Annotated in this window: 8 protein-coding genes; 6 read left to right on the top strand and 2 right to left on the bottom strand. The window is 48.2% G+C overall.

Features of this window, described 5'->3' with window-relative positions; translation table 11 throughout:
• The first annotated feature begins 6 nt into the window (after window positions 1–6).
• The 5 genes from GK108_RS20890 (at window position 7) to GK108_RS20910 (ending at window position 14,095) form a co-directional block, all read left to right on the top strand.
• A complete protein-coding gene (locus tag GK108_RS20890; RefSeq protein ID WP_317166558.1) occupies window positions 7–8,292 on the top strand; it encodes an Ig-like domain-containing protein in 8,286 nt (2,761 codons plus the stop codon).
• A 5-nt stretch (window positions 8,293–8,297) separates the two neighbouring features.
• Window positions 8,298–9,275, top strand: coding sequence for a PorP/SprF family type IX secretion system membrane protein (locus GK108_RS20895; RefSeq protein ID WP_163952740.1), 978 nt, complete (start codon window positions 8,298–8,300; stop codon window positions 9,273–9,275).
• A gap of 188 nt (window positions 9,276–9,463) precedes the next feature.
• Window positions 9,464–11,845, top strand: coding sequence for an OmpA family protein (locus tag GK108_RS20900; protein ID WP_163952742.1), 2,382 nt, complete (start codon window positions 9,464–9,466; stop codon window positions 11,843–11,845).
• Window positions 11,846–11,970: 125 nt separating this feature from the next.
• Window positions 11,971–12,885 carry a PorP/SprF family type IX secretion system membrane protein gene (locus GK108_RS20905; RefSeq protein WP_163952744.1) on the top strand — a complete coding sequence of 305 codons (915 nt, stop codon included), beginning with the start codon at window positions 11,971–11,973 and terminating at the stop codon, window positions 12,883–12,885.
• Window positions 12,886–13,015: 130 nt separating this feature from the next.
• On the top strand, window positions 13,016–14,095 hold the full coding sequence (locus tag GK108_RS20910; RefSeq protein WP_163953097.1) for an AAA family ATPase: 1,080 nt from the start codon (window positions 13,016–13,018) through the stop codon (window positions 14,093–14,095).
• A 16-nt stretch (window positions 14,096–14,111) separates the two neighbouring features.
• On the opposite strand, the gene GK108_RS20915 is transcribed toward GK108_RS20910, so the two are convergent.
• Both GK108_RS20915 and GK108_RS20920 read right to left on the bottom strand, forming a co-directional pair.
• Window positions 14,112–14,618: a low affinity iron permease family protein gene (locus GK108_RS20915; protein ID WP_163952746.1), complete on the bottom strand. Its 507-nt coding sequence runs from the start codon at window positions 14,616–14,618 to the stop codon at window positions 14,112–14,114.
• Between the two features lie 116 nt (window positions 14,619–14,734).
• Window positions 14,735–15,670, bottom strand: coding sequence for a thioredoxin family protein (locus GK108_RS20920; RefSeq protein WP_163952748.1), 936 nt, complete (start codon window positions 15,668–15,670; stop codon window positions 14,735–14,737).
• Between the two features lie 145 nt (window positions 15,671–15,815).
• Here GK108_RS20920 and GK108_RS20925 point away from each other — a divergent pair, with 145 nt between their 5' ends.
• Window positions 15,816–17,684 carry an ABC transporter ATP-binding protein gene (locus tag GK108_RS20925; RefSeq protein ID WP_163952749.1) on the top strand — a complete coding sequence of 623 codons (1,869 nt, stop codon included), beginning with the start codon at window positions 15,816–15,818 and terminating at the stop codon, window positions 17,682–17,684.
• Window positions 17,685–17,695: the final 11 nt, after the last annotated feature.

Consider the following 17,695-nt stretch of genomic DNA (forward strand, 5'->3'; position numbering starts at 1 on the left):
GTGGTAGTGCTGCTGGATGGCAGCAACACGCCGATCGCATCGACGACCACCAACGCCAGTGGCATCTACAGCTTCACGGGCCTGACCCCGGGTGTACCTTACTCGGTGAGCTTCGTGGCGCCGACGGGTTACACGGCTACGATCGCCAACGCGGGTGGGGATGACACCAAAGACAGCGATGCCAATCCGGTAACGGGTCAGACCCAGTCGGTGACCTTAGCGCCGGGTGAGAACAATCCAAACCTGGACGCTGGTTTCTATCCTGCCTGCCCAACCAACTTCAGTCTGGTTGCTTCAGCGGATGCTAATCTGTGTGCAGGAGATTCTCTACAGCTATTTGCATCGAGCGGAATTCCGGGTGCCAAAATCTGCTGGTTCCTGAATCCGACCGATTCAATACCTTTTGCCATCGTAGACAATGGTGTGGCCGTTATTGTTAAACCATCGCTCACCACTACGTATTACGCAGAAGCGTCTATTGACGGATGTTATAGCCCGTTTGAGCCGGTTGTTGTGACAGTTATTAATGTTCCAGCGCCAGTTGTAGCGGGTAACGTTAGAAATGTTTGTCCTGCTCAGACCGCGAATCTGGCAACGGTTCAGATTAGCAACAGTAACGCAAATATGACTTACGAGTGGTATACAAGCTCAGTACGTTCGCAGGCTACGCGTGTCACTAACTTGACCGCAGTGGCCGCAGGACAATACTACTTGTTTGCTCGTTCGCAAGAGGGATGCTATAGTGCACCAGCTATCGTTAATGTTGAAATCGTTAACTGTAACTGTGTAAATCTGGCAGAAGTACGGGTTGATCCAGTTCCAGCAGTGTGCGGTGTTGATCCTGCTACGTTGAAAGCTACGATCTCAGGTTCGGCAACGAGCATTACCTGGACAACGACAGGATCTGGTACGTTTAGCTCGACAACCAGCCTGACGGCAACCTATACACCGTCGGTGAGCGATGTCGCTAGTGGTTCAGTTATAATCACGGCTACAACGAATGATCCTGATGGTCCTGGTGGTGTATGTACTGCATCTTCGTATCCAGTTATTCTAAGAATCAACAAGCGCCCAGACGCTCCTGTTGGTGTTGCTTGCGACGATACACTCGTTTGCCAGGGCACATCTACAAAGCTGATTGGCTTTGCTCCTGGTGCCAGAATCAATTGGTATAATGAAAATGGTACGTTATTGGCAACAACTCAAAGTGGCGGTAAAGTAACGATTACGCCAACTAAAGCAGGCGCTAATGTTTACTACGCAGAAGCCATAGGCGCTGAAAATTGTACGAGCACTACACGTACGTCGATTACGGTGACAGTTGGTACATGTCTAGCTGACCTGGCTGTTGTGAAAAAAGTAATGACGGCGGGTCCATACAGCGTAGGACAGAAAGTTACCTACTCCATAACAGCATCGAACAATGGCCCAATTACGGCTACCGATGTGAAAATGAGTGATATACTGCCTGCAACGCTGACCTATGTTAGTGCGACACCAACAGGTGAGTTCAACCCTGCTACGGGAGTTTGGACGATTGGAACCTTAACGTCAGGTTCGAACCGCAACCTGTTTGTTGAAGCGACAATCAATGGTACGGGCTCAATTAAAAATACGGCAACAATTAGTGGTACGAACAACGATCCGAAGTATCCACAAAACGATACGTCGTCTGTAACCATACCAGTTAATCTGTGTAACGTACAGCCACCATATATTGCCTGCGCAGCTACTGAAATTTGCAAAGGAGACGCAACCACGCTAAAAGCGGTTGGTTGTGAAGGTGGTAGCGTGAGATGGTCTGATGGACAGACAGGTGTTTCGGTTAGCATCAAGCCAACAGTAACAACTACCTATTCTGCCAGCTGCGTTATGCCTAACGGTTGTGTGAGTGCGGCATCTAACCTAATCAAGGTGACGGTAGTTGATCCTCAGCCGCCGGTGATTGTGGCAAGCGCAAGTTATGTATGCCCAGGTGCATCAGTAACATTAACAGCGTCTGGATGCGTAGGTGGTACGATCGAATGGTCTGAAGGCCCACAAACCGGAGCGTCAATTGTAGTGAATCCGTACACGAAGACAACCTATACCGCAACCTGCCGTATTGCTAACTGTCTGAGTGCACCAGCTACAAAAACGATCGACATTGCTACCGATCTGCCAACGCCAACAATCGTCTGCAGCCAAACATCAGTTTGCCCAGGTGGTACCGTAACGTTGACAGTTAATAACTGTGTAGGAACGCCGATCTGGAGCAGCACGACCGCCACAACAGGCAGTATCGTTGTGACGCCAACCGTTGGTAACAATAGCTATAGTGTGTACTGTAAAAACGGTGCCTGCTCTAGCAAGCGATCTGAGATTTACACGATTACTGTAGTACCAGCTGCAATACCAACTGTTACGGCTGATGTGGATACAGTTTGTGCAAACGGTAAGGTTGTACTGACAGCTGAAGGATGTAATGGCACTGTAATCTGGAACAACCAGCAGACAGGATCGAGCATCACAGTGACACCAAGTGCATCGACCAGCTACTTTGCACAGTGTAAAACGGGCGACAATTGCTTGAGCGCTCCATCAAATTCGGTAGCGATCACCGTTGTAACGCCATCGGCACCAATCGTAGCCACCTCGAGTCTGTCAGTATGTAGCGGCAATGTCGTTACGCTCTCGGCAACAGGTTGCCAGGGTACGGTGAAATGGTACGGTGTGGATAAAGTAGGTGCTTCTGTCCAGATCATGCCAACTGAAACGAAGGAATACTATGCAACCTGTACGATCGGTAGCTGCGAAAGCGCTCCATCAAATAAAGTTCGCATACGTGTGACTACGTCGGGTGGAACTCCGCCAACTGTAGCAGCGTCTAGTCTGGCAGTGTGTAGCGGTAGCGTTGTTTCGTTGAGCGCAACAGGTTGTAGCGGCACCGTTCTGTGGTCTGATGGTCAGACAGGAGCCGTTGTCTCTGTAACCGCTACGCCAACAAACAAAGAGTTCAACGCGGTGTGTATGACGAATGGTACTTGTGCCAGCGGTGGATCTGAAGTGATCAGACTGACGGTAACACCAACGCCAACACCAACTATCACCCGTTGCGTATGTAGCGCCGATACGATCTGCCCAGGTGAGAATGTGAAACTGAGCGTGAAAAATTGCCAGGGAACTCCTTACTGGAGTACTGGTGAGACTACTGCCAGCATCATTGTAACACCAGGTGTCACTACGTCTTACACGGTATACTGTCAGGACGGAGCATGTAAGAGCCAGTCATCGCAGCCATACACTGTCACTGTGATTCCAGTAGCTGCCCCAACTATTGTAGCGTCTGCTACGACGGTTGCGCCTGGCGGTACCATCTCGCTAACAGCGACGGGTTGCGCAGGTGATGTGATCTGGTCAGCTAACGACGTCAACGGTAATAATAAAGGTTCTGTAATTGTCGTCAGACCAGAAGGAGCCCAGACTTACTACGCACAATGTAAGTTCCGTGAATGTCTGAGCAACCCATCGAATACCATTACGGTTAATCGTGGCGATTGCCCAGTGAAAGCAGGTACGTTGACGCCTGTAAATCCAACTGTTTGTGCTGGAACGAGTACAACGGTTACGGTAGCCGCTACGTCGAATGGAGGAATCGTACAGCCAACTGGTTACTCTGTACTATATGTACTGACGAAAGGAGCCGGCCTGGTTGTTGACCAAACCAGCACGACGCCAAGCTTCTCCGTACCAGCTCAGGCTGAGAACTACACGATCCATACGCTGGTATACAATGCAGATCCTAGCAGTCCAAATTATCTGAATCTGTCTGCGATCAAGCCTGGTATAACAACCGCTACGGATGTGATTAAGCTAATCGCTGATCAGCATGCATGTGCAGATCTGGATCTGACCGGTGCTACCGTAAATGTGAGATCTGTAGCTGCTCCAACCTTAACGGCTGGTCCTTCACTCACGGTTTGCTCCGGCTCGACTGTGAAACTGACGGCTGCTGGCTGCGAAGGCGGTACAGTAACCTGGAGTGACGGTTCGGTAGGTGCCAGCATCAATAAAGTGGTTTACAGCGATCTGTCAATGACAGCTACCTGTACAATCGATGGTTGCACAAGTGCTATGTCGCAGAGCATCAACATCAAACTGGGTACATCAAACATCCCGGCTATTGTTGTCGACAAACCAACGATCTGTGTTGGTGAGACGGTTTCTCTGACGGCAACAGGCTGCAATGGTGGTACGTATGTCTGGTCTGATCCTGCAAGTACAACGGGCAGCGTGTTAACGGTAACGCCAACCGCAACGGCTCAGTACCGCGTGAAGTGTAAAGTAGGTGAGTGCGAAAGCGAATGGTCTGCTTACAACACGATCGCAGTAGGTGCCCCGGCTGCTCCAACAGTAAGCATCCTGGGTGGCGGTACCAGCACAACAGCTTGCTTCGGCTCACCAGTGACGCTGGTAGCAGAAGGTTGTGGTCCGAACAGCTACGTAACATGGTCTAATAATCAGGTTGGTCAGTCGATCACCGTATCGTTGGCATCCAGCGTAACCTACACGGCCCGCTGCTGCACCTCGAACCAGTGTAAGAGTGAGCCATCTAACGCCGTAGCGATTACGGTACTGCCGAAGGTTCCACAACCAACGGTAGTTGATAAAACAAATACGTGTCCGTTCAATACAGTTGATCTGAGCACGGCGGTGACAAGCAGCGTGGCGACAACGGGTGGTGTGTTTGAGTTCTACACAAATGCAGCGCTCAGCCCAGAATCTAAAGTCGCTAATCCAGCAGCGGTGGGTACGGGAACGTACTACGTAGTGGAGAAAACGACGAATGGATGCTACGGTCTGCCAGTTGCGATCCACGTACAGATTAATACCTGTAGCGAACCAACACCGTGCGATGCCCAGAATCCAGCTACGGCTGATGCGGGTGCCGATGCTAGTATCTGTGCCGCCAAATCTTACCAGCTCAATGGTAAGATTGGCGGAACGGCCAAAGTTTCTTACTGGAAATCGAGTGGTAATGGTACGTTCGACAATCCATATTTGCCGAACGCTACCTATACCGCCAGCGCCGAAGATATACTGGCTGGTAAGGTAACGCTGACCCTGTCGGCAAGCACGAACAACGCCAATTGTCCAGTAGCGACCGATGACATGATCCTGACCATCGACGGTGGTAAAACAACACCAGTCGTTTCGGTGGTAGGTAATACTAATCTGTGCTTCGGCGATTCTGTAACACTGAAAGCGCCAGATGGTGCTGGCGGTTATCTGTGGAGCAATAAGGCTAAAACACAAAGCCTTGTTGTGAAAACAAGCGGAGTCTACAGCGTTCAGCTGATCGATGGTAAAGGTTGTAGCTCTGTAAAATCGGCTGATGTAGTCGTTAACGTAGCAGCGCCCGTACTGCCACCGCTGGTCAAAAATCTGCGCAATACTTGCCCAGAGAAAATTGTTGACCTGACCAAAGCCGTATCGTCGCCAACACCAGGAAGCTCGTATATCTACCGGATTTGCGAGTGTACTACGTCGAACATTGTTATCCGCCCGGATTCAGTGTGCGAAGGCAACTACTGGATTGTCGAGAGAGGACCAACGGGTTGCTTGAGCAAACCATCGAAAGTGGTTGTGAAAGTGTTCAACTGTGCTACGGATACACTCGATACGGATGTTAGCATCGCTAAAACAGCGGATAAGAGCATCGTGAAACGTGGTGAAACCGTGACGTACACACTGACTGTAAGCAACAACGGTAAACACACCGCTCATCATGTTGACGTGCGTGACGTACTACCAAAAGGCTTAGAGGTTGTGCCGGGTCCTGCGCCAACTTATACGTTGTCGAACGGTGTCATTACACAGACGCTCGACAGTCTGCCAGCTGGCAAATCGACCTCAATCGTCTTTGCGGCTCGTCTGCTGAACCGTGGTGAAGTGACCAACACAGCGGAGATTACGTATCTTGACAACAACGACCCGAATCTGGCTAACAACACATCCAGCGTAACGGTAAGAGATACATCGACTGCTAAAGCTGGAGTTGTTGGTCTGGCTAAAGCGGTAGTAGGTACGCCATCTGCAGTTGGAGATTCACTGATTAACGTTCGTTACGGATTTGTTCTGACCAACATGGGTGACGATACACTCCGCAACGTACAGGTGACGGATGATCTGGCGTACGCTTTCTCGCCGAACACAATTCAGGCGGTTACGGTTAGCTCGATCAATCCTGACTTTACGCTGAATCAGAACTCAGCTTTCACAGGTACAGCAGGTAACACACAACTCTTTGACTCTACAACGAGCTATATTGCTCCAAATAGATCACAGATGTTCTTCCTGGACGTAACCGTGAAGCGTACAGCAGGTGATACGACGAAAACATTCCGCAACATAGCCAGCGTATCGGCTCTAAGTAACGGAATCAGAATCGAAGACCTGTCTACGAATGGATCTGATGTTGATCCGGATGGTGATGGTGATCCTACAAACAACACCAGTTTCTCGGTGTTCACGTTGGGCGATACATTACCAACTGGTCCAAGCATCGGGGTAGCCCTGGCTGTTGTAAAAGTTGAGCCACAAGCCGACAGCAGCTACAACGTGACCTATAAGGCAACGGTTAAAAACTTCGGCGACGTAACACTCCACGGAGTTAGCCTAACCGATAGTCTGGTGAAAGCCTTTACAACGCCAACAGCGTACTCGGTTGTGGGTGCACCGGTTGTAGGAGCAGGTAGCCACCTGGTAGCTAACACGGGCTTTAACGGTAATACACAATCGAATCTGTTAACGAACCTCAGCTATCTGAATGCTGGCGAACAGGATACGGTGCTGATTACAGTTAATATCAAGCCGAATGGTAATAACGGTCCGTTCTACTCAAGCATTATAGCCGAAGGACGTACTGCCGATTCGACTCAGACTGTAACCGATATTTCGAACAACGGTCTAGATCCGAAACCAGAAGGTGCCACGGCAACGGGTGTTCGTTTCGATCTGCCAGCGGGTCTGTTAGGGGTTGCGAAATCAGTAGGTACGCCAACCGAAGTGGAAACTGGAGTGTACGACATTCCATATACCATTACGTTGAGCAACCTCGGTACTGTGCCATTAACGAATGTTCAGGTGGTTGATAACCTATCCGAAACCTTCGGTCATGGCGCGCTGATCGTAAGCAACCACATTCCGGTAACTGCCGGTGCTGGTCTGACTGTCGATACACTGTACACCGGTCAGGGATTAGTAACGAAAATGCTGGTTGACTCGCTGAGTTCGCTGGCTGTAGGAGCTAGCCGGAGCCTGTCGTTCAATGTACGGGTCGATGTGAAGAATGCTGATTCGCTGACCTTTTACAACACGGCTTACGCAACAGCGCTGGCTGCTGGTAACGTAGTGGTAGCTGATACGTCGACGGCAGGAACCGATAACGACCCAGACAATGACCTCGATCCACGTAACAACAGTGAGCCAACGCCAATTGCGTTGAACAACCTCACCGGAGCAACCTACATCGGTGTAGCCATGGCCGTTTCGGATACAGTACGTCAGCCAAACGGTAGCTACAACGTAACGTATAAAGTTGTGGTGCAGAACTTTGGTAAAGAAAACCTGAAAGCCGTGTCGATCAGTGATTCGTTATCGAAGGTGTTTAACAGCCAGACGGGAGCAACTTACGCAATAGTGCAGGCGCCGATTACGACCTCAACGGGTAGTACGCTGAAACTGAACGGAGACTTCGATGGAGGTTTACAGCCACTACTGGTACTAGGTGACAGCACAAGCACACTGGCTGCTGGTAAAACAGATACCATCCAGTTCGTGGTGAACGTAACCAGCAATGGTAGCACAACAACGTTCCTCAATTCGGTTTACGCAGAAGCTATTGCCAGTACCGGTAAGGTGTCGGATATTTCGACCAATGGATTAATACCTGATCTGAACGGAAATGGTAATCCAACGGATCTGAATGAGCGCGAAGCGACTCCGTTGAATCTGCCAATCTCGAACGCAGGTGTCTTTATTCCAGAAGGCTTCTCGCCAAATGGTGACGGCATTAACGATCTGTTCGTGATTCGCGGTCTGGCTGGAGTAACGGTTAGCCTGGAAATCTACAATCGCTGGGGTCATATGGTCTACAAAAATGATGACTACCAAAATGATTGGAATGGTAAGCCTAATACGGGTGTCATGATCGGCTCTGATGCTGATGGACTACCAGACGGTACGTACTACTACGTTGTGAAGACGAGCGACGGCCGCAAGTTTGTACGATATATGATGATTAACCGCTAATACCGATGTCAAATCAGTTTTCAACTAAACATTGGGCAGTCGTACTGCTGCTGATCCTTGGGATCAGCAGCAGACAGGTCCGGGCGCAGCAGGACAAGATGTTCTCGCAATACATGTTTAACATGATGGCGCTCAATCCGGCTTACGCTGGTAGCCGCGACGTACTGAGCATGTCGGCTCTCTACCGTAATCAGTGGACCGGCGTAGAAGGTGCTCCGCAAACGGCAACCTTCACGATGGACATGCCTTTGAATCGGGAGCGGGTCGGTGTTGGCTTGCAATTGTATGGCGATAAGTACGGAGCTGTGCAGGAAGCAGGAGGTTTTGCTTCGTATGCCTTCCGTATTAAAGTCGGTAGCCGTTCAACACTGGCCCTGGGTTTACAGGCGGGTGCTGCGAGCTACAACGTTAATCTGGCCGATATTCGAACGAGTCCAGATGGTGGCCAGATTGATCCGGCCTTTGCCAACAACATTTCGAAGATATTGCCCAACTTCGGTACGGGTATTTATCTGAGCAATGATCGGGGGTATATCGGCGTATCGGTTCCACGACTGATTAAAAACAAGCTAACCGAATACAACGTTGGTACGGTTATTTCAACGCAGCGTCGACACGGCTATCTGGCAGCAGGTTTTGTGGTCGGTATCAGCCCGGTAGTGAAAATGAAGCCATCGATGCTGGTGAAATACGCTGAAGGTGCCCCCCTGGGATTTGACGGGAACATCAACTTCTGGTTTGCTGACCGATTCGCTATTGGTGCATCGGTCCGTAAAAACCAGTTCTCCGACTGGAGTATGGTTGGTACGGATGCCATTATCGGTATGCTGGAGGTGCAGCTCACGGATCAGTTCCGCTTTGGCTATGCTTACGATCGCACGATGAACAATTTTAAGGACGTAGCGCCAAGCTCGCACGAGATCATGATTCGCTATGAGTTTGGCTTCGGTAAAAACCGTATCCTGACTCCGCGCTATTTCTAAAAAACCGGAAAAGCGTAAAAGGCGTAAGAGAGAAGACAACGCAACCGGTCTTCTTTCTTACGCCTTTTTATTTTTTAGAGTCCGCCATTTTTCAACTTCGGCGCAGTATTTGCTTATTTGCAAAGTATGTTCGTACGGCTTGATTGCTGTATATACCAGGCAAGAGCCTTAAAAATACCACTCCTTTTATGATACGCATTTGTTCACTCATTGGCCTGCTTTGTCTGCTCATTAATCAGACATTTGCGCAGTCGCTAAGTAAACAAGCTGATCGGCAATTTGACCAGCTTGCCTATGCTCAGGCTGTAGATCTCTACGAAAAAGCGCTAACAGGGGCTGGGTCGATGTCGGAAGCTGAACGGAAAGCCGCAAAAGTTAAACTTGGCTATAGTTACCATCAGATGCATGATACAAAAAATGCTGAACGGGTTTACCGTGATCTGATCCAGGAAGGTGATTTACCCAATGAATACGCGCAAAGTTATTTGTACTATGCTCAGGCGCTTGCCAGCAATGGAAAGTACAAAGAGTCGCAGCAGGTGTACGAAAAATATAACAAGGTTCAGAACGATGATCGCCGTGGGCCTAAATTTTCAACGTTATACCGCGATGTTACGCCACTTACCCGTAATGCCGATAGCTACCAGATTGAGTTTCTGAAGCTGAATACCAAGAAGGCGGAGTTTAGCCCGATGCTCTATAAAGGAGGGCTTGTGTTTGTCTCAACCGGAGAACCCAATGGGATCAAACGAGTCTTTAAGTGGAATACTACGCCTTTCTTAGACCTCTATTATTTGCCCGAAGAAAAAGAATTGCGGGCAACGGCTGCGCGAGTGGGCGGATCTGCTCCTAAAAAGAAGGTGCAGAAAACAAATTTAATCCGCCCATTAGGCAGCGATGATTATACGGCTCCAACGGCAAACGATACCCGTACTGTAGGTTTTTACGGTATCAATAACATTAACGCGGGCTCTGACTATAGTGAAGAAGCCGTTAGTGAATCGGACCGCTTTAGTCAGTCATTAAATACCAAATACCACGAAGGGCCTGCTACGTTTACCAAAGATGGAAGCCGGATTATTTTCACCCGAAATAACTACAATGATGGTAAGTTCCGAAAAAGTAGTGACGGCGTCAATAAACTGAAACTCTATACGGCTACTCAATCCAAGGGTTACTGGAGTAGTTCCGAAGAATTGCCGTTCAATAGTGATGAGTATTCGACCGGGCACCCGGCACTGTCGCCCGATGATAAGCTTCTTTATTTTGTTTCGGACCGCCCCGGCGGATTCGGTGGAACGGATCTTTATGTCGCTAAATGGGATGCTGGGAAGTGGGGCGAACCCATTAATCTGGGTAAAGAAGTGAATACGAAGGGCAATGAGATGTTCCCTTTCGTGGACGAAAAAGGGAATTTATACATTGCGTCAGATGGGCAGGCTGGCCTGGGCGGACTGGATATGTTTTACGTACAGCTTACGGAAGATGGCATGCATAGTAAGGGAATCCGTAACCTGGGCGAACCGCTGAACTCACCTCAGGACGATTTTGGTATCGTAACCGACGCTGAGCGCAAAGCTGGTTATTTCAGCAGCAATCGGAAAAACGGTGGTGCCGATGACGATGTGTATCGTTTTACACGAGTTGGCTCTATCTATCCATGTCGTGAATTAACTATCAGCGTTTTTGATGCTGAGTCTAAGGAACCCCTGGCCAATACGTCGGTAGCGGTTGAAAACGTGGTAAAACGTAACGATAAGCAGGTAAAGACTGATGCTGAAGGATTGATGAAGATCTGTCTGGACGAAGATAGTGAGTTCAAGTTCGTCGCTAGTCGGGAAGGCTATATTGACAATAAAATTGGGTTTTCTACAAAAGACTTCTCCGATGATCAACCCTCTCGTCTGGAAATTCCATTAACCAAACCTAAAGAGGAGCCTAAGCCTACTATAACAACCAATAAACTCCGTGGTATCGTTACGACCCAGAAAGATAAAAAGCCAATTCCGGGCGTAAAAGTTGTTCTTGTAAACGGATGTGACGGTACGTCGCAGGAAACCATTACGGGAGCTGATGGTAGTTATGAATTTACGGTACAATCCGGTTGTGATTATACGCTCGAAGCCATGAAAGACAACATGGGAACTACGGGTGGACGTATCAATAAAGATGGAACCGGATCGCCGGATTTGACGATGTTCAAGAAAGGTGACGTAATCAAGATCGATAACATTTATTACGACCTGAATAAGTCGGCAATCCGTCCCGATGCTGCGCTGGAGCTTGACAAAGTAGTTGAACTGATGAAAAAATATCCGGCCATGAAAATTGAGATGCGCTCTCATACCGATAGCCGGGCGTCTGCTACGTATAACAAGACATTATCGAGTAATCGGGCCAAAGCCGCTGTTACGTATTTGAGTAAAAAAGGCATTTCATCCAAGCGGATGATTGCGAAAGGTTATGGCGAAAGTGCGCTGCTGAACAAGTGTAAAGACGGAGTGAATTGCCCAGAAGAAGATCATCAGCAAAACCGTCGGACAGAAATTAAAATACTGACCCTGGAATAGTATCAGGAATGTTACGTTTAACAAATCGGCCCTGTTCAACTAATTGAGCAGGGCCGATTTGTTAAACGTAGATTAGGTTTTTAGTCTAAAACACCGCAATTTGACCCTCTATTCCTCAACGCCGTATGCTTATTCGTTTGTGTTACAGAGTTACATTTCTCGTTAGTGCTTTCCTTGTGTTTGTGGTACGTCCTTCTCTGGCGCAGCGCGAAGTATTTTATTCTCAATATCTGGTTAATCCACTAAGCATTAATCCGGCTTATGCCGGAAGCAGGGAGTCATTTCATCTAAGCGCTTTTTTGCGCCGGAAGTGGATTTCGGCCCGAGCTGCTCCTGTAACACAAAGCGTATCGGCAGACGGCTCCATTTCGCACGGACAAATTGGTCTCGGTTTTCAGGCACTGAATGATCGCATGGGCTTATTGGCGGCAACCGGAGTCTACGGAAGCGTAGCGTATCGATTTAATTTACCGGCACTAGCCAAACTGTCGATTGGGGTACAGGGTGGCGTAAACGTATTGCCGGTCTATGATTTCACAAGCGCGTCGAGTCTGAACCGAGCCGTGGGTAGTTTCGGAGTGGGTATTTATTATCAGGCAGAACATTTTTTTGGAGGCCTATCCATGCCGGAAGTGATATCCAGAGGAGTGAACCTGGCTGGCCAATCCTTTTATCCGGCTGTGCGTCCAATTATGCTCAATGCCGGAACAAAAATTGAGATTGATGAAGGAACGATATTTATCCCGTCGGTTCTGGTCTCTAAAATTGAAGGACGGCCTTTGGGCGTTGATGTGAATGCCCGGATCTGGTTTGGTGAAGAGTTTGGCCTTGGTGCATCTTATCGCTACAATAGCCCCGGACTGATTCAAACCAATTATTTGCAGGCTCTTGCCGAGTATCAGCTAACCAAGTCAATACGATTAGGGTATATCTTCAATTCGAAAACCCCCGAAAGTCCGTTATCCAATCAGTTCTATGAAAAAAGCGTTCATGAGATCATGTTTCGCTTTTCGCCGGGTGTTCTTAACTTTTCATACTAATCCTACTATTGAGATAGTAGGATGTATACGACGGGCAGAATGAATATTTATTAATTTTAAGGTAACTTCGTAGCGTACAATGTAATCAAACGCCCACTTGAAACCGCAGGAAGAGTTTTCCAAAGCCGAAATGTTCCGCTACCTGACGGCAGACAGTCGTATGGTTAGTCAACAAACAATTCAGAACTTGTACATACCCAGCGACCTTGACCGTGAATTTCCGATGGCTCCTCACTTCGTGCAGGCTTTCGGAAGTTACCCCAATTATCTTCATTTTAATGATGATTTCAAACCTTCGGCCCGAGATCTGCTCGTTGAGAGAGGTTTTAATCTGATCAACACGTCAACCCGTGTAAACGATGAGGGCTGGCATACCGTTGAGCGGATCTATCAGCACAGTGATGGTATTGTGCTAAAGGCTGAATTTGTTGGCGATCGTTTCTTTCGGCTATACGGTTTTTATCGGGACGAAGAGTCTGCCAAAACGCTGTTAGCGGGTTTTCAGGATCATAAATACGTTCATGAAGATAATCAGACGCACATTTATCTAATCCAAAGCGGATTGGGCGGGCTACATACGGAACGCGTTGATATTGTACCTCCCGACATTAATCTGGAGTTACATTATAATGATGATTTCCTACCTGTTCATGACCGGTTGGTGAGCTTGCTGGCGCAACCCAAAAGCAAAGGGTTGATTCTTTTACACGGCGAACCTGGTACGGGCAAAACAACCTATATCAAGCACCTCAGCTCGTTGGTCAAAAAGGATATGCTGATTTTGCCTCCTTACATGACCAACTACCTTACCTCGCCGGAAATCATACCGTTTCTGCTGGACAACAAAGATTCTGTACTCATTATTGAGGATGCGGAACGCATTTTGCAGGCACGCGAAGCCGGGGGCGATACCAATAGCGTTTCGAATATCCTGAATCTGACCGATGGGCTCCTGGCCGATTGTATGCACATTCAGGTCATTGCTACGTTCAATGCCAGCAAGCACTTATTGGATAAGGCGTTGCTGAGAAAAGGCCGATTGATGGTTGATTATGCATTTGGGAAGCTTGCCCCACCTAAAGCGAATGAATTATTAACGCATTTAGGCATGGACTATCGAACCAAAGAGCCAATGACGCTGGCTGATATTTTCAATATGGACGAACAAACCGTGTCGGGCGAGCGCCAGGAGATGAAGATGGGATTTTAGACTGGAGTTTACGCGTTTATAAGTTAGCTTTTTTCTGCTCCTGCTTTTCTCTTTTGCGCTCCTGTTGCCGTTTTTCCAGATCTTCCTGTTTGTCTTCGTGAATTTCTTCGGCTTCCTCAATAGAATGAGATTCAGATAGGCTTGATTCTGCTTTAGCTCGTTCGGCCAGAACGCCAAAAAACTGGTGTAGGGCGTGAAGTTCTGCTTCTGTTAGATCTTCTACGTTTAACAGCCGATTACTGGCTTTTCTGTTTACGGCTATTAACTCATTGAGTTTTATTTGCATAGCCAGCGAATCCTTATTCTGCGATTTCTGAATAAGAAATACCATCAGGAACGTAATAATCGTAGTGCCAGTGTTGATGACCAACTGCCACGTATCAGAATAACCGAATATAGGCCCCGTTACAATCCAGATCAGTACGGTTAAAAGGGCAAGTAAAAAGGCGGTTGAAGACCCTGTAGCCTGCGTAGCGCGTGAGGCAAACTTTTCAAAAAAACGGGTCGATTTACTGGTATGCATCCGATGATCAATCTACGTGTTACGTAACAAACGTACCTTCCTTAAACGAGATCTAGTCTGATTTGTGAGATTAAATGTTTTTAATATGATGAAACGTAGTTGTTCGTCTGGGGCGGCTATCGAGCTGAGTCGGTTATAATGTTTTGTTCCTGCAAAAAAGACTGTCTATACGTAGCGGCTGTTGTCTGCTTTTGTTCCTCAGATCGGCTGGGATTAATAGCGGTCAAAAGCCGTTCATTATTGGTGATAATTTGCTCCAGTAAAACCTGATCTCTTGTCGTAACGGCCCGATTAAAATCACGGCTAATCACCCGTTGTTGGGCCTCTGTGACTACCGTCAACAGATCGGAGGGTAAGTATAGCCGACGCCTGATAAGAAAATCAAAGGCTTTAGAGGTTGAAGACTGGATCATTTCGGCTGTAAAAGCGATGCTTTCCGGCTGAGAAAGCTCCGGTTCTGATAGTGCATCCAGATAAGCATCCAGTACGTCAGAAAGAGGTCGGTTCAGTTCCTGGCGTGTTTTCAGATACTTTTTTAGAAAAGCCGCATCGCGTCGTCCTTTGGCGTACTCTTTATCGCCTTTAGCCAATGTGGGTTTCATCGGTGATAAAGCCAGTACGTGGTCTGCCAGATCAATCATCGCTTTTACCCCACCGTAGCCCACCGACCGATGGACTAAAGCGCCTGTAGGAGATAGGTAGAGACCAGTGGGATAACTGGCTACGGCATACTGTTTGGCTATTGCCAAGCCTTCACCTTTTTCAGCATCGAGTTGATAGTTAATGAAGTGCGTATTGAATTTGGTGCCTAATACCGGACTAGGAAATGCTTCTCTGGCCATCCGTCGGCAGGGAGGGCACCAGGTTGTATAGATATCCAGAAAGATCGGTTTGTTTTGTCGTCGGGCTTCCGCTAAAACATCTTTCCAGGAGCCTCTGAAAAATGTAATCCCCTCCGGGCTCGTTGCGGCAGGAGCAACAGACCTGGCAGATAAACTGAAACTGGCAACTAGTAGTAAACTGAGGGCCAGGTGCGCAAAGAATGTGTTCATGAAGACAGGAAAACCGAATGGTAACGTAGCAAGCGACAGGTAGTCAAATGTACATATTATTCCAGCAAGTAGTGGCAGAATCGACTGCTGGGAAGCGGCACCACCACAATGAACTAATATTGGATAGCACTTGTATTTTTTGTATATGGCAAAAACTGTAACTTCTCATGCTAACTCCTCTGATAATAAGGAGCAAATAAGCTGGCGTGAACGTTTTGCCGCACTGGGTAATTTGCCTGCTTTTTTCAGGCTGGTCTGGGAAACATCGCCCGGACTTTTTCTGGGAAATGCAGCGTTACGTCTGATAAGAGCGGCAATACCGGCGGCCACGCTTTACGTTGGTAAACTGATCATCGATCAGGTTGTTTTATTGACAAAACAGTCGGGTGGAACAAACCCTGATAGCGATATAGTAAATTATCTCTGGTGGCTTGTTGCCGCTGAGTTTGGATTGGCAATTCTGTCAACAACGATTGGCAGGGCCGTGTCGCTCATGGACAGTTTACTGGGCGATTTATTTGCTAATAAGACGTCGGTCAGGTTAATGGAGCACGCTGCTTCGCTTGATCTGGAACAATTTGAAGATCCTACCTTTTACGATAAACTAGAACGGGCTCGTCGGCAAACTACGGGCCGAACGGTGTTGTTATCGGGCGTATTTGGCCAGGTTCAGGAACTGATTTCGGTGGGTTTTCTGGCGGCTGGTTTAGCCGTCTACAATCCCTGGTTATTGCTGCTGATTCTGGTGGCTGTAACTCCTTCGTTTATTGGTGATAACTATTTTAACCAGCGTAGTTACTCCCTCTCCCGATCATGGACGCCCGAACGCCGGGAACTTGACTATTTACGGTATGTAGGAGCCAGCGATGAGACGGCTAAAGAAGTCAAAATCTTTGGTCTTTCTGATTTCCTGATTGATCGTTTTCGAAGCCTTTCCTGGGATTATTTTCAGAAAAACCGGGCCCTAGCGATTAGCCGGGCGAGTTGGGGAACCTTACTGACGGGTTTAGGTACGGCTGGTTATTACGGGGCTTACGTCTGGATTGTCATGCGTGCTATTCACGGCCAGATTTCGCTGGGTGATTTAACGTTCCTGGCTGGTTCGTTCCGGCAGGTGCGGTCTTCGTTGGAAGGAATATTGTTACAGTTGAGTAGCCTGACCCAGGAAGCCGTTTATCTGCAGGATCTGTTCGACTATTTTTCGATTCAACCACTAATTCACTCTCCTCGTACTGCCCGGCCATTCCCCAGCCCTATTCGGGAAGGATTCGTGTTCGAGAATGTTGGTTTTAAGTACGCTAATAATACGGAGCGATGGGCGTTACGTAACCTGTCCTTTACCTTACAGGCGGGCGAAAAACTGGCGCTGGTTGGGGAAAATGGCGCGGGTAAAACAACGCTCGTCAAGTTATTGGCTCGTCTCTACGACCCTACCGAAGGACGTATCTTACTGGATGGCTACGATCTTAAAGAGTATGATCTGATGGAGCTTCGACGTAACATCGGCGTTATTTTCCAGGATTATACCCGTTTCAAGATGTCGGCGGGCGTTAACATTGCGGTTGGTGATATCGACGAACGTACTAATCAACCACGTATCGAAACGTCGGCTCAACGCAGTCTGGCCGATTCGGTTATCGCCAAACTAGCTGATGGCTACAACCAACAGTTAGGCCGTTCATTCAATAAGGGGGTAGAACTGTCGGGAGGGGAGTGGCAAAAAGTGGCTCTTGGACGAGCTTACATGCGCGATGCTCAGTTGATCATTCTCGATGAACCAACGGCAGCCCTCGATGCCCGTGCGGAATATGAGGTATTTCAGCGATTTGCTAAACTAACGGAAGGTCGATCGTCGGTTATTATTTCACACCGATTCAGTACGGTACGTATGGCTGATCGTATTCTGGTTCTCGAAAACGGTACGTTGCTTGAAATCGGTTCCCATTACGAGTTACTGGAAAAGGATGGTCGATACGCTGAGTTATTTGGACTACAGGCCAGAGGATACCAATAGACCGACGAGTA

This window comes from Spirosoma terrae (assembly GCF_010435915.1).
GTDB classification, from domain to species: Bacteria; Bacteroidota; Bacteroidia; order Cytophagales; family Spirosomataceae; genus Spirosoma; species Spirosoma terrae.